Source organism: Iodidimonas sp. MBR-22, from assembly GCF_029946565.1.
Classification (GTDB): Bacteria; Pseudomonadota; Alphaproteobacteria; order Sphingomonadales; family Rhodothalassiaceae; genus Iodidimonas; species Iodidimonas nitroreducens.
The window spans coordinates 57348-70602 of the sequence record NZ_JARKVQ010000014.1 but is presented as its reverse complement, the minus strand read 5'-3'; the positions used below and the strand labels follow the sequence as shown (position 1 = coordinate 70602).

Annotated in this window: 7 protein-coding genes; 4 read left to right on the top strand and 3 right to left on the bottom strand. The window is 56.2% G+C overall.

The window, feature by feature from the left end:
• The first annotated feature begins 69 nt into the window (after window positions 1-69).
• The 3 genes from QK300_RS11090 to QK300_RS11080 are packed head-to-tail and all read left to right on the top strand — an operon-like array spanning window position 70 to window position 4539.
• On the top strand, window positions 70-1677 hold the full coding sequence (locus QK300_RS11090) for a carboxyl transferase domain-containing protein (protein WP_281301702.1): 1608 nt from the start codon (window positions 70-72) through the stop codon (window positions 1675-1677).
• 11 nt (window positions 1678-1688) lie between these two features.
• Window positions 1689-2483, top strand: a complete 795-nt coding sequence (locus tag QK300_RS11085; RefSeq protein WP_281301703.1) for an enoyl-CoA hydratase-related protein — start codon at window positions 1689-1691, stop codon at window positions 2481-2483.
• A 10-nt stretch (window positions 2484-2493) separates the two neighbouring features.
• A complete protein-coding gene (locus QK300_RS11080) occupies window positions 2494-4539 on the top strand; it encodes an acetyl/propionyl/methylcrotonyl-CoA carboxylase subunit alpha (RefSeq protein ID WP_281301704.1) in 2046 nt (681 codons plus the stop codon).
• 15 nt (window positions 4540-4554) lie between these two features.
• Here the strand turns inward: QK300_RS11080 and prfB are convergent.
• From prfB to QK300_RS11065, 3 genes are all read right to left on the bottom strand, one after another.
• A protein-coding gene (prfB, locus tag QK300_RS11075) for a peptide chain release factor 2 (protein ID WP_281301705.1) occupies window positions 4555-5686 on the bottom strand; the annotation gives its coding sequence in 2 pieces (ribosomal slippage) (window positions 4555-5616 and window positions 5618-5686; 1131 coding nt in all).
• A 43-nt stretch (window positions 5687-5729) separates the two neighbouring features.
• The gene (locus tag QK300_RS11070) at window positions 5730-8159 is read right to left on the bottom strand and encodes a penicillin-binding protein 1A (RefSeq protein WP_281301706.1); all 2430 of its coding nucleotides are present in this window, start codon (window positions 8157-8159) and stop codon (window positions 5730-5732) included.
• A gap of 192 nt (window positions 8160-8351) precedes the next feature.
• A complete protein-coding gene (locus QK300_RS11065) occupies window positions 8352-9536 on the bottom strand; it encodes an N-acetylmuramoyl-L-alanine amidase (RefSeq protein ID WP_281301707.1) in 1185 nt (394 codons plus the stop codon).
• A 631-nt stretch (window positions 9537-10167) separates the two neighbouring features.
• Between QK300_RS11065 and QK300_RS11060 the strand changes: the two genes are divergently transcribed.
• Window positions 10168-13116: a ribonuclease E/G gene (locus tag QK300_RS11060; protein WP_281301708.1), complete on the top strand. Its 2949-nt coding sequence runs from the start codon at window positions 10168-10170 to the stop codon at window positions 13114-13116.
• Window positions 13117-13255: the final 139 nt, after the last annotated feature.

Sequence of the window (13255 nt, the reverse complement as noted above, 5' to 3'; positions counted from 1 at the left end):
CATCAACTGAACGATTTCACCCATCCAGCAGAGATGGGCCCAGAAAAAATCAACATATCCGAGTGGGTCATGACCGTATTAAAAACAAGCCTTTCCAAAGACAGCGACGCTTTCAAGGCCAATGCCCGGCATATGCAGGGGCTGGTGGCGGATCTGGCAGACATTGCCAGCAAAATCGCAATGGGTGGGCCAAAGCACGCCCGCGAAAAGCATCTGGCGCGGGGGAAATTGCTGCCGCGCGATCGCGTTTCCACCCTGCTCGATCCGGGATCGCCTTTTCTTGAATTATCGCAGCTTGCCGGCCACGGGCTTTATGATGCGGATATTCCCGCAGGCGGGCTGATCACCGGCATCGGGCGGGTATCGGGCCATGAATGTATGATCTTGTGCAATGATGCCACGGTCAAGGGCGGCACCTACTTTCCCATCACGGTGAAAAAGCATTTGCGGGCACAGGAAATTGCCCGGGAAAACAATCTGCCCTGCATTTATCTGGTGGATTCCGGTGGGGCCAATCTGCCCAATCAGGATGAGGTTTTCCCTGATCGCGATCATTTCGGGCGCATTTTTTACAATCAGGCCACCCTGTCGGCGATGGGCATACCCCAGATCGCGGTGGTGATGGGAAGCTGCACCGCCGGGGGGGCCTATGTACCCGCCATGGCTGATGAATCGATCATCGTGCAAAATCAGGGGACGATTTTTCTCGGCGGGCCGCCTTTGGTAAAAGCTGCCACGGGCGAAGTGGTTTCAGCCGAGGATCTGGGCGGCGGCGATGTGCATGCGCGGATTTCGGGGGTGGTGGATCATCTGGCCCAGAATGATGCCCATGCCCTGATGCAGGCCCGGCGCATCATCGGCAATCTGAACCGCCGCAAAACCATGACCCTTGAAATCCGGGAGCCGCGCCCGCCGCTTTATGATCCCCGGGACATACACGGCATCATTCCCCATGATACCCGCCAGCCCTATGATGTGCGCGAGGTGATCGCCCGGCTTGTGGATGGCTCGGAATTTGATGAATTCAAAAAGCTTTATGGCACCACTTTGGTCACCGGATTTGCCCATATCCATGGCTATCCGGTGGGGATCATTGCCAATAATGGTGTTTTATTTTCGGAATCCGCATTGAAGGGAGCGCATTTTATCGAGCTGTGCTGCCAGCGCGGCATCCCGCTGGTTTTCCTGCAGAATATCACCGGCTTCATGGTTGGGCGAAAATATGAAACCGGCGGCATCGCCCGCGATGGGGCGAAGATGGTGACAGCGGTGGCCTGCGCGGCGGTGCCCAAGTTCACCATTTTGATCGGCGGCTCATATGGCGCGGGCAATTATGGCATGTGCGGGCGCGCTTATGGTCCGCGTTTTTTATGGATGTGGCCCAATGCCCGCATTTCGGTGATGGGCGGCGAACAGGCCGCGAATGTGCTGGCAACCGTGAAGCGCGATGCCATGGAAGCCCGGGGCGAGGCATGGAGCCAAAGCGCCGAGGATGATTTCAAAAAGCCCATCCGCGATAGCTATGAGGCGCAGGGGCATCCTTATTATGCCTCGGCCCGTTTATGGGATGATGGGGTGATCGATCCGGCTGATACCCGCATGGTTTTGGGCCTTGGCTTATCGGCGGCGCTGAATGCCCCCATTGCCGAAAGCCGCTTTGGCGTCTTCAGGATGTAGGGAATGTGACAATGAATGACAATCTGGAAATCACCCGGGATGAGGCGGGTATTGCCCGCATCAGCCTCAGTCGCCCGGCGGTTCATAATGCCTTTAATGATGCCCTGATCGATGATCTGCACAAGGCTTTCTCAGCGCTTTCCGCCGATGAAAGCGTGCGGGTGATCGTGCTGGCCGCCAAAGGGAAAAGCTTTTGCGCGGGTGCCGATCTTGAATGGATGAAAAAGGCTGCAGGCTATAGCGAACAGGAAAACCATCGCGATGCCCAAAAGCTTTCGCAGATGCTGCATATCATCAATAGCGCGCCCAAGCCGGTCATTGCTTTGGTGCAGGGGGCGGCTTTAGGCGGTGGTGTGGGGCTTGTAGCCTGTTGTGATATCGTAATTGCCGTGCGCGATGCCCTGTTTGGGCTGAGCGAGGTGCGATTGGGCCTGACGCCAGCGACCATCAGCCCCTATGTCATCGCCAAGATCGGGGAAACGTCAGCCCGCCGGTATTTTCTGAGCGGAGAACGTTTCGATGCCGAAACAGCTTCTAAAATTGGACTGGTCCATGAAACGGTGGGATCGGCTGGCGATTTGATCACCGCCGAAACGCTGATCACCCAAAAGCTTTTGGCGGGGGCACCTCAAGCCCAGGCGGAGGCCAAGGCGCTGATCAGTGCGGTGAAAAACCGGCCCATCGATGCCGCCCTGCGGGATGAAACCGCCGCCCGCATTGCCGCACGGCGCATTTCCCCCGAAGCCCGCGAAGGCTTTGCCGCCTTTTTCGAGAAAAGACCCCCTTATTGGGCACCGCAAAAATAAAGAGAATAAAATGAGCCGTCATTTCAAAAAAATCCTGATCGCCAATCGCGGGGAAATCGCCTGTCGGGTGATCCGCACCGCCCGCGCCATGGATATTGCAAGCTGCGCGGTTTATTCCGATGCCGATGCCCATGCCCTTCATGTGGAACTGGCGGATGAAGCCATTCATATCGGGCCATCACCCGCCGCCCAAAGCTATTTAATGGCCGATAAAATCATTGATGCCGCCAAACGCTGCGGTGCCGATGCTATCCACCCCGGCTATGGCTTTTTATCGGAAAATGCCGATTTTGCCGAAAAATGCGCCGCCCATAATATCTGCTTCATCGGCCCCACCGCCGACAATATCCGCAAAATGGGTTTAAAGGATGAAGCCAAGCGCCTGATGTCTTTGGCGGATGTGCCGGTGGTGCCGGGCTATCTGGGGGCGGATCAAAGCCCTGAAAATCTGCTGGAAGAAGCCCAAAGCATCGGCTTTCCGGTCTTGATCAAAGCGGTAGCGGGCGGTGGTGGCAAAGGAATGCGGCGGGTGGATGATGCCGCCGATTTTCTGGCCGCGCTCAAAGCTGCCAAGCGTGAAGCTTTAGGGGCTTTTGGCAATGATCATGTGCTGATCGAAAAATTCATCCTTAAACCCCGCCATATCGAGGTGCAGGTTTTTGCCGATCAGCATGGCCATGCGGTTTATCTGTTCGAGCGGGATTGTTCCTTGCAGCGCCGCCATCAAAAGGTGGTGGAAGAAGCCCCCGCCCCCGATATGCCCCCCGCTTTGCGCCAGCGCATGGGGGATGCTGCGGTGGCGGCAGCCCTTGCCATTGGCTATCAGGGTGCGGGCACCATTGAGTTCATCGTTGATGTGGCGAATGGGCTCAAGGATGCCCCCTTTTATTTCATGGAAATGAACACCCGGCTGCAGGTGGAGCACCCGGTGACGGAAATGATCAGCGGCGAAGATCTGGTGGAATGGCAGATCCGGGTGGCAGCGGGCGAACCCCTGCCGCTGGATCAGGGCGATCTGGCGATTGATGGCCATGCCATCGAAGTGCGCCTTTATGCCGAAGACCCGGCCCGGGATTTTTTGCCCGCCAGCGGCACATTGCAGTGTTTCCGCCCGTCTTTGGACGAAGATTTTACCCGGATCGATACCGGTGTCCGCGAAGGCGATGCGATCAGCGTGCATTATGATCCGATGATTGCCAAGATCATCTGCTGGGGCGAAGATCGCGATGCGGCGATCAGCCATCTGCAACGCGCACTGGCGCAAACCCAAATCGCCGGATTTGCTACCAATCTTTCGTTCCTGCAAAAAATCATCGATCATCCGGCTTTTCATGCCGCAGATCTGGATACCGGCTTTATCCCGCGCCATATCGATGATCTTTTGCCCAGCACCGAACCGGCAAGCCCCCTTATGCTGGCTTTGGCCGCCCTTGGCATCATCGCCCAGCGCAGCCATGAAGCCGCTGCACAAGCCCAAAAAAGCGCCGATTCCACATCGCCATGGCATCACAATCATGGCTGGAAAGCCAATCTGCCCGCTTTAGAGCATCATAGCTTCATGGATGCCAGTGGCCGGGAACAACGGATTGAAATCAATTTTAACAAGGCGACAGGGGCGATATCGGGTGTTGAAACAGGCGATCATGTGCTCAGCGCCGAACTCCGCACCACCAGCCCTGATGGCGGGCTGGACATTGTCCTTGATGGCCAGATCCTGCGCGCCACCGTTCTGGTGGATCAGGCCGATGTGCATGTATTTGCCCAAGGCGGCCAGTGCCAACTAAAGCGGATGGGCATCAATCCTGATGCCGATGAAGAGGCCGATGGGCCGGGGGTTGTGGCGGCCCCCATGCCGGGCAAAATCCTCGATCTGTTTGTAGCCGTGGGGGATAAGGTGGAAAAAGGCCAGCCCCTTTTAGTGCTGGAAGCCATGAAAATGGAACACAGCCTTGCCGCACCCCGGGCGGGCACCGTGGCCGATATTCCGATCAAGGCCGGCGATCAGGTGGAAGATGGCGCGCGCCTCATTATGCTCGAAGACGACACGCCATCATAAGATCATCACCCAAGCTTAATCCGCATCATCGATCACAGAGGCATCGCTGCCATTGATCCGCATGGCCAAAGCCGCTGCCAGATAGGCATCAATTTCGCCATCCAGCACCTTATCAGGCTGGCTGCTTTCAACGCCGGTGCGCAGATCCTTCACCATCTGATAGGGATGCAGCACATAAGAGCGGATCTGATGCCCCCAGCCGATATCCGATTTGGTGGCATTGGTTGCGGCGGCGGCATCTTCGCGGCGCTGCAATTCCTGCTCATAAAGCCGGGCTTTGAGCATCGACATGGCGCTGGCCCGGTTTTTATGCTGCGAGCGTTCGCTTTGGCAGGCCACGATGATACCGCTGGGGATATGGGTGATGCGCACGGCACTATCGGTGGTATTCACATGCTGGCCACCGGCGCCCGATGATCGATAGGTATCGACCTTCAGATCTTTATCCAAAACCTCGATCTCGATACTCTCATCCACCACGGGATAGACCCAGACCGACGCAAAGCTGGTATGGCGACGGGCCGAGCTATCATAAGGCGAAATGCGCACAAGACGATGCACCCCGGATTCGGTTTTCGCCCAACCATAGGCATTATCGCCCTTCAGCAATAGGGTCGCGGATTTGATGCCCGCTTCTTCGCCGGCGGAATATTGGATGGTTTCCACCTTGAATTTGCGCTTTTCAGCCCAGCGCATATACATGCGCAACAGCATTTCCGCCCAATCCTGGCTTTCGGTTCCCCCCGCGCCGGAATGGATTTCGATATAGCAATCCGATCCATCGGCTTCACCCGAAAGCAGGCTTTCCACTTCCTTTGTGGCCGATCGTTTGACCAGATTTTCCAAAGCAGCCACACTTTGCTGCTCCAGTTCGGAATCGTCATCCATTTCCGCCAGCTCGATCATTTCGATGGTTTCATCGAGTTCGGCCTCCATGACGCGAAAAGCCGAAATGGCATCATCAAGCCGGGTGCGCTCGCGCATCAAAGCCTGAGCCCGAGAGGGATTGTTCCACAATTCGGGATTTTCGGATTCGGCGTTCAGTTCTTCCAAGCGATCAAGGGCAGCATCCCAGTCAAAGATGCCTCCTCAGCAGTGCGAGCGACTGCTTGATTTTATCGACCATGGTCTGGGCTTCAGCGCGCATGATATCCTCTTTACTGGCAAAAAACTTCCAGGGCCGGGTTGGCTCAATAAAGCCCGCCGGTTCCTTTTCTCAGCCTGCCGTCTAGCGCCAGCGAGCCCGGTCCGTCAAGCACCGCGATTTCACCCCCGCTCGGTTCGGTCCCCGGAATGAAGGCTTCCAGAATGACATCCTGATCCCCCAGACGCGCCGGAACCCCGGTTTGCGCATCCACCCGCACCAGCCGCACGCCTTGGGGAATCCGAAAGGGGATGCCCTGCTCGCCTTCAAAGGCTTTGGCCATGAAATCCCTGAAAATGGGGGCGGCAGCGCTCGATCCTTCTTCTCCCGGCCCTAAGGAGCGCGGCTGATCAAAGCCAACGAAAATACCCACCGCCAGATCGGGGGCAAAGCCCACAAACCAGGCATCAAAGGATTCATTCGTGGTGCCGGTTTTGCCTGCCAAGGGGATGCCCACGGATCGGATCCGCCGACCGGTGCCCCGCTCCACCACCCCTTCAAGCATATGAACCACTTGAAAAGCAATGCGCGGATCGATGATCTGCGGACGATGATCAGGCAAAATGGGTGGGGCCTGATTGTGCCATTCAGTGGCATCGCATTGCACGCAATCGCGCTGATCATTGCGCATGATGGTTTTGCCATAGCGATCCTGAATCCGGTCGATCAGGCTTGGCTCGATCTTTTTGCCGCCATTCACCAGCATGGCATAGGCCGCCGTCAGATCGATGGGGGTCACCTCGCCAGCACCCAGGGCATGGGCAAGGTTAGGCTCCATCCCCTGGGCGAGGCCAAAGCGATTGGCCAAGCCCAGAACCTTATCCATCCCGATGAATTGCGCCACCCGAATGGTCATCAGATTGCGGCTTTTCTCAAGCCCCAAACGTAAAGTTGAGGGGCCATAAAAACGATTGGATGAATTGCGCGGCTTCCATTTGCCTTGGCCCTCCCCCTGATCGATCACAAAGGGCGCATCCAGCACCAAAGACGAGGGCGTGAAGCCTTCTTCCAAAGCCGCCGCATAAACAAAAGGCTTGAAAGCCGAACCGGCCTGCCGCTGGGCCTGGGTTGCCCGGTTGAACTGGCTGCTCGCGAAATCAAAGCCCCCCACCATGGCCAGAACCCGGCCCGTATGGGGATCAAGGGCAACCAATGCCCCTTCAACGGCGGGGATCTGCCGCAGAGCATAAGACTTAACGGCCCCCACCGGTTCGCCCGCATCGGTCACGAAACGATCGAGCACCGTTTTCTTTTCCTGATCAGGCAAAGGCTCTACCGCGATGACATCACCAATCGATAAAACATCGGCGGGATCATCGGGGCTTTGGCTCACCCGTTCGCCGGGCAGCCAGCGCCGCGCCCAGCGCATTTCATCAAAGGGAATGAAGCCATAGCTGCCATCCACCAGGCCGATGACCGCCCCTGCCGCCCGCACATCATGAACAAGCGCCAAATGCCAATCGGCCATGCCCAACGATGCGGGCACCGCCGCCAGCCTTGAAGGCCAATCCCCTTCAATCGACCGCTGTGTGATGGGCCCACGCCAGCCATGGCGGCGATCATAAACGATCAAACCATCATGCATGGCTTTTTCGGCAATGGCCTGAAGCCGGGGTTCAAGGCTGGTGCGTACCGATAACCCGCCGCCATAAAGTTCATCCGTGCCATAATCCCGAGCCAGATGGCGCCGCACGGCTTCTTCATAATAATCGGCGCGAAAATTCGCCGCAGCACTCCGGGGCCGCACATCAAGGGGCTGGGCCTGAGCCGTTTGCATGGCATCTTTGCTGATATAGCCATTGCTTTGCATCTGCCCTAAAACCCAATTCCGCCGACCGATGGCAGCACCTTTGCGGCGGATGGGATGGTAATTATAGGGTGCCTTGGGCAGAGCCGCGAGATAGGCGCTTTCCGCCAATGTCAGTTCATCAACCGATTTATCGAAATAATTCAAGGATGCTGCCGCCAGACCATAAGACCCATAGCCGAACAAAATCTCGTTCAGATAAAGCTCAAGAATGCGATCCTTGCTAAAAGCTTTCTCGATCCGAAAGGCCAGAATGGCTTCCTTGATCTTGCGTTCATAAGACACTTCATTGGTCAGGAGAAAATTCTTGGCAACCTGCTGGGTGATGGTGCTGGCCCCCACAGGCCGACGGCCCACAAAAACATTCCGCACATTCATCACCATGGCCCGGGCAATACTCATGAAATCAAGGCCCGGATGCTGATAGAAATTTTTATCTTCCGCCGATAAAAAGGCGTGAACCACCCTTTTGGGGATCACTTCAATCGGAATGAACAGGCGTTTTTCAGTGGCAAATTCGGCCAGAACCGATCCATCGCCCGCATGCACCCGGGTCATCACCGGGGGTTCATAATCCGCCAATTGCCGATAATCGGGCAAATCCCGGCCATAAACCAGCAGGGCATAGATCACCCCGCCCGCCAGCAAAAGCCCGGAAAAAAGGGCCATGCCACCGAACCCGGCCAAACACCAGACGACTATCCGTTTCCTGCGACTCATTCCAGCCTGTCTATCCGTGTTGAAGAAAATGCCTAAGCCATAGGGGCCCAAGCCTTGGGGCCCTTTCACATCCTGATCATGAATATGGCATTGATATGGCTGCAATCCAGCCTACAAACCCAGCTTTCAAAAATAAAGATATCAGAATTGTTCACGATCAAGAGCGGCAAAATAACTGTCGATCCCCGCAAGCAAAGCATTGGCGATCTGCGTTTGCCCGGCACGCGAGCCCAGAAACTGGGCATCTTCGCGGTTCGACATATAACCCATTTCCACCAGAACCGATGGCACATCCGGTGCTTTTAAAACCACAAATCCGGCAAACCGATGGGAATTGCGCCGCAATTGCACCCGATTTTTCAATTCGGGGATCAGATAATTGGCAAAGCGCGCGGAATAGTTCATCGATTCCCGCTGGGCCAGATCAATCAGAATATTGGCTACTTCAGGCGCTTCTTCGGCCAGGTTCATCCCGGCCAGAACATCGGCCTTGTTTTCCCGGGCAGCTAATTGCGCGGCTTCGCGATCGGATGCGGTTTCAGACAAAGTATAAACCGTCGCCCCCCGCACAGAGCGATTATCGAGGGAATCCGCGTGGAGGGAGATGAACAGATCCGCATTCACCTTGCGGGCAACATTGATGCGCTGGCGTAAATGCAGATAAATATCACGATCCCGGGTGAGCATCGCCCGATAGCGCCCCGATGCATTGATCACCCGCGCCGTTTCGATGGCAGCGGCCAAAGTAATCACCTTTTCCGGCTTGCCCGCAGCCCCCGGTGCGCCGGGATCATTGCCGCCATGCCCGGCATCGATCACGATCAGCCGCTGATTGCGTGCGGCGCGCACCGATGGCACCGGGGCCAGATTGGATTGCGATGCTGTGCTTTCAACAACCCGATGAGGCTGTCTGACGGCTTTGGCAAATTCCGAACGGCTGGTTTTTTTAAGATCGAAAACAAGACGATAAAGATTTTGCCCCTGCGGCGGCAGGGTAAACATCCGATCCAAAGCCACCGGACCTTCGAGATCGAGCACCAAACGCGATGTTTTCTCATCGAAAAGCCCGAACCGATAACGCCGAACCAAGCCGCGCCCATCACCCACACCCTGACTATCCAAAGAGAAATCAACGGCAGGCAGATCAATGACCAGACGATAGGGATCAGACAGGGTAAACACCTCGGCACTGACCGCCTCATCGATATCGATCACAAACCGGGTTCGATCGCCATTTTCCCCCAGCCTCAATCCATTCACCGCCGGTGCAGCCATGGCGATGGATGCCCAGATCATCGCCATCATAAGCGCAAGAAAAAAGCGCATGCCCAAGCCTGTCCTCTCGTCTGTCCGTCTTGCCCTAAAGCCGCGCGTTATCCCGAGCATGGGGGATTTTTGCGCGTCAGACGCTTTTATAATCCTCATAAGGTTAAAAATTCCCAAGGAATAGCAGGCAGCTTAACCAATTTTCACGGCAAGGAAAACAGACTGTTTGCCCGAAATCGCTATAAAACAGGCTGATGACCGGGCATTTTGTTCCTTTTTCGGCATGTCCGCACAGATGGGCACTATAAAGTGATTGTATATGCCTGCCCAACTGATTAGGTTAAGAACACAAGTTTGCGCGATCATCATGCACAGGGTTCGTCCGGCATGATATCTGCTCCGGTGTTCTGCCTGTCGTCAGAAGCGGCAATCCGTCTCAGCCCTCACCGGCAAAAGACCAGATCCCGGCTACTTGCCCGGCGGCTATAACCGATGGTTTAATAAACGTGATACGCAGAAATTCATTCCTGATCCAAAACGAGATTGAAAATGGTCTCTGCGCCCGCATCGTTGTTTTGAAACCATCCCTTCCAGCCAAATCTCACAATCATTTTACATCATACCCGCCCACCAGCGCGCCCGAATATCTGTTTCGGAAGTCGGCGCGGTGCGGCGTTCGGAGAATATTTCAATGTCAACGCGTATGCTTATCGACGCGCGCCACCCGGAAGAGACGCGGGTCGCCGTTATCCATGGTAATCGGGTAGAAGAATTCGATTATGAAAGTGTTGCCAAGCGGCAACTTAAAGGCAATATCTACCTTGCTAAAGTCACGCGGGTAGAGCCATCCCTGCAGGCCTGTTTCGTTGATTATGGGGGAAACCGGCATGGTTTTCTCGCTTTCAGCGAAATTCATCCCGATTATTATCAGATTCCCGCCGAAGATCGCGATGCCCTGATGGCCGAAGTGGCCCGGGAAACCGCATCTGATGCTTTGGACAATGAAAAATCCCGGAAAAAACAGAAATCTTCTGCCAATTCTGATGCTGCCAATGCCGATGATGATGCCGAACAGAGCGACGATGCGGATGAGACATCGGATGTCGAGCAAATCTCCGGCGAGGATGATTATGAGGATGATGGCCGCAGGCGCGCCCATGTCCTGCGCCGCCATTACAAGATTCAAGAGGTTATCAAGCGTCGGCAGATCCTGCTCATTCAGGTGGTCAAAGAAGAACGCGGAACCAAAGGTGCCGCGCTGACGACCTATCTGTCCCTTGCCGGGCGCTATTGTGTTTTGATGCCCAACAGCCAGAATGGCGGCGGCATCAGCCGGAAAATCGCCAATTCTGCCGATCGTAAAAAACTCAAGGATGTGATGTCTTCCCTGCAGGTGCCGGAAGGCATGGGCTGCATCATCCGCACGGCCGGGCTGAACCGCACGAAGGTCGAGATCAAGCGCGATTTCGATTATCTGGTGCGCCTGTGGGATGGCATTCGCGATCGCACGCTCAGCTCTATTGCCCCCGCCCTTATTCATGAAGAAGCCGATCTGATCAAGCGGTCGATCCGCGATCTTTATTCCCGCGAAATCGATGAAATTCAGGTGGAAGGCGAAGAAGGCTATAAGCTCGCCAAGGGCTTTATGAAGCTTTTGATGCCCAGCCACGCCCGGCGGGTGCAGCATTATAAGGATCGCATCCCGCTGTTTCATCGCTATCAGGTGGAAAATCAGCTTGAAGCCATGTATTCGCCCATCGTGCAGCTTAAATCCGGCGGCTATATCGTTATCAATCCAACGGAAGCCCTGATCGCCATCGATGTGAATTCCGGGCGTTCCACCAAAGAGCATAATATCGAAGAAACCGCCTATAAAACCAATCTGGAAGCCGCCGATGAAGTGGCGCGCCAATTGCGCCTGCGGGATTTGGCCGGATTGATCGTCATCGATTTCATCGATATGGAAGACCGGGGCAATAATCGCTCTGTTGAAAAACGGATGAAAGATGCACTGAAGTCCGATCGCGCCCGCATTCAGGTTGGCCGGGTGTCATCCTTTGGCCTGATGGAAATGTCGCGCCAAAGATTGCGCCCCAATCTTCTTGAGGCATCGATGATCACCTGCGGCACCTGCAATGGCGCGGGTGTGGTGCCATCCGTTGAAATGGCTTCGCTCAATATCCTGCGGGCTTTGGAAGAAGAAGGCATCCGGGATCGCAGCGCTGAAATCACCATCAAAGCGCCTTTTTCGGTGGCATTTTATCTGCTCAACAACAAGCGGTCCATGCTCACGGATCTTGAGCAGCGCTATGATTACACGCTGAGCATCAATGCCGATGCCCATCTGGGAATCGAGCCCTGGGAAATGGAACGGGTGGCAAAAACACCCGAACAGATTGCCGCTGGTGCCCGGGATGCCGCCCGGCGTGCTGCCGAGGCCCCCGCCCTCATCGATGAGAGCGATCTCGATGATGATCTGCCCGAGAATGATGAGGATGATGCGCCCGAACACAGCACATCAGAACCATCGTCAGAACCATCGGCAGAAAAGCCAGCAGAAAAATCGGCCGATCAGCGCGCTGCGGATAAGCTTGCGGATGCCAATGATGATGAAGGCGGCCGCAAGAAACGGCGGCGGCGGCGGCGCAGAGGTCGGCGTGGCCGGGGCGGCGATGATCAGCAAAATGCCCAAGATCAGAAGGATCAGCCAGATCAAGGCGATCAGGGCGATAGCCCACGCGATGCCGCTGAGGGCGATCAGCCGAGCATCGATCCGCAAGGAAACGCAGATCAATCCTCGTTGCAAGAGGGTGCCAAAGATGATCAGCAAAAGCCACGGCGGCGGCCCCGGCGGCGGCGGTCGCGCGGCTCTGATGAAGCGGCAGGCCCAGCCCAACCTAATGCCACAAACAATGCTGAAGGCAGTGCTGATACGGCGGCACAACTTGGCGAACCGTCTGTATCAAACCCAGCAGAAAACGCCCCTGATACCGGTGATGACAAGCCCCGGCGCAGGCGGCGCGTGCGCAGAAAATCGCCAAGCGGTGAAGCGGCCTCCTTATCGGCTGATGCGGATCCGGCACCGGCCATACTGCCTGCGGCACAAAGCCCTGATGGCCAAAGTCTTGCTGAGCAGACTAGTGAGGCGTCAGATGACGCGGCCGTAGAAGCGGTGAAAAAGCCCCGGCGGCGGCGGAAAGCGGCCAAAGCCCCTGATGAAGCCGCCAAAGATGATGCGGCAACTGAAGCGGCGGGCAATGAAGCAGAGGCTGAAAAGCCTGTGAAGCCAAAAGCACCGCGACGCCGCGCGCCCGCAAAGGCCGCCGCTAAAAAGCCGGCCAAGGCCGGTGTGGAATCCGAATCCACACCTGCTCCCGCACCAGAAGCGGCCCCTGCGGCCATCCATGAGCCCAAGGCTGCAACGGTCCCGGCGCAACCGGAACCTCAGGTGGCCCCAGCCCCTCAGGCAACGCCAGAAGCCCGACCAGCGCCAGCAGAACCGGCAGCGCCCGCACCTGACGTTCTGGAGCGACAGATCGTTACCCCGGATGGTGTGAAAGAAGAAAAGCTGGAGGAAAAAGGCGAAGCCGATAGCGGCAAGCGCAAGCGTGGTTGGTGGCAGCGCGCTTTGGGGCGCTGATCATCCGGCTCCAAAGCGTGGCCACTGATCTCGGCTGAAAATTGTGGAAAATGGCGGAATGGTGATCATCATCCTTCCGCCTTTTTTAACCCTTATCGATAAACTGCCCCTGTTCATAACCCCACATCTTGCTTTATGG

What these genes read in the sequence shown, in the direction of transcription:
- QK300_RS11090 (WP_281301702.1), top strand. Translation starts at nt 70, where the DNA reads ATGACCGTATTAAAAACAAGCCTTTCCAAAGACAGCGACGCTTTCAAG.
- QK300_RS11085 (WP_281301703.1), top strand. Translation starts at nt 1,689, where the DNA reads ATGAATGACAATCTGGAAATCACCCGGGATGAGGCGGGTATTGCCCGC.
- QK300_RS11080 (WP_281301704.1), top strand. Translation starts at nt 2,494, where the DNA reads ATGAGCCGTCATTTCAAAAAAATCCTGATCGCCAATCGCGGGGAAATC.
- QK300_RS11070 (WP_281301706.1), bottom strand. Translation starts at nt 8,159, where the DNA reads ATGGCCCTTTTTTCCGGGCTTTTGCTGGCGGGCGGGGTGATCTATGCC.
- QK300_RS11065 (WP_281301707.1), bottom strand. Translation starts at nt 9,536, where the DNA reads ATGCGCTTTTTTCTTGCGCTTATGATGGCGATGATCTGGGCATCCATC.
- QK300_RS11060 (WP_281301708.1), top strand. Translation starts at nt 10,168, where the DNA reads ATGTCAACGCGTATGCTTATCGACGCGCGCCACCCGGAAGAGACGCGG.